2 protein-coding genes and 1 other annotated feature are annotated in these 1,061 nt (G+C 65.4%); both genes read left to right on the top strand.

Going from position 1 to position 1,061, the window contains the following annotated elements; genetic code table 11:
* The first annotated feature begins 54 nt into the window (after window positions 1-54).
* Entirely contained in the window at window positions 55-375 is a 321-nt protein-coding gene (locus QMF22_RS17300; protein WP_283455888.1) for a transposase, read from the top strand.
* Window positions 333-446: a sequence feature (AL1L pseudoknot), on the top strand. (Overlaps the previous gene by 43 nt.)
* The coding region (locus QMF22_RS17295; RefSeq protein ID WP_283455887.1) for an IS3 family transposase at window positions 372-1,061 on the top strand (690 nt) is incomplete at its 3' end. It overlaps the preceding feature by 75 nt. The genes QMF22_RS17300 and QMF22_RS17295, both read left to right, overlap by 4 nt.

Below are 1,061 nucleotides of genomic sequence, written 5' to 3'. Positions count from 1 at the left end.
TGTCTCGCCCCGGGTTTAATGGAGGTTCTTGATCACCCGGAAAGGTTGAGAATCATGCCAGCACTGAAGAAGTATCCGCCGGAGTTGAAGGAGCGAGCGGTGCGCCTGCTGCTTGCCGCTCGTGAAGATGCCGGCGGCGGCCGTGGGGCGTCTGCCCGCATCGGCCAGCAACTCGGTATCCCCGCCGACACCCTGCGGAAGTGGCTCTTGCGCGCCGAGGTCGATGCCGGTGTTCGCCCGGGCACCACCACCGAGGACGCCGCCCGGCTGCTCGAGCTCGAGCGTGAGAACCGTGAGTTGCGGAGGGCGAATGCCATCTTGCGCAGCGCGTCGGCTTTCTTCGCGGCGGAGCTCGACCGCCCCTCCAGCAGATGATCACCTTCATCGACGCGAACAAGCACGACTACGGGGTCGAGCCGATCTGTAAGGAAATGCAGATCGCCCCATCGACGTACTACGCGGCCATCAGCCGGCCGCCCTCGAAACGATCGAAAACGGATGAGGAGACCGTGGTGAAGATTAAGGACCTGCACCAGAAGAACTATGGCGTCTACGGGGTGCGGAAGGTTCATGCTCAGCTCAAACGCGACGGCCACCCCGTCGCCCGCTGCACGGTTGAGCGGCTCATGCGCCGCGAAGGGTTGCGCGGCATTACCCGGTCGAGGACTCCGCGGACCACGATTCCGGGCCCGCTCAGCGACCGCCCCGACGATTTGGTGCGGCGGGCGTTTACCGCGCCGGCACCGAACTGCCTGTGGGTGGCGGACATCACCTACATCCGCACGTTCTCGGGCTGGGTATACGCGGCGTTCGTCACGGACGTGTTCTCCCGCCGAGTTGTCGGTTGGCAGCTGTCCACCCGCATGCACACCAGCCTCGCCCTCGACGCCCTCGAGATGGGAATCTGGACCCGGCAACGTGAAGGCTGCGACCTCTCCCAACTCGTCCACCACAGCGACCGGGGCGTGCAGTATCGAGCGGTGCGCTACACCGAACGCCTCGCCCAGGCCGAAGCCGTCGCGTCCGTCGGGTCCAAGGGCGATAGCTACGACAACGCCATG

This window comes from Cryobacterium sp. PH31-L1, from assembly GCF_030063145.1.
Taxonomy (GTDB): Bacteria; Actinomycetota; Actinomycetes; order Actinomycetales; family Microbacteriaceae; genus Cryobacterium.
This window is presented reverse-complemented; position numbering and strand designations above follow the sequence as displayed.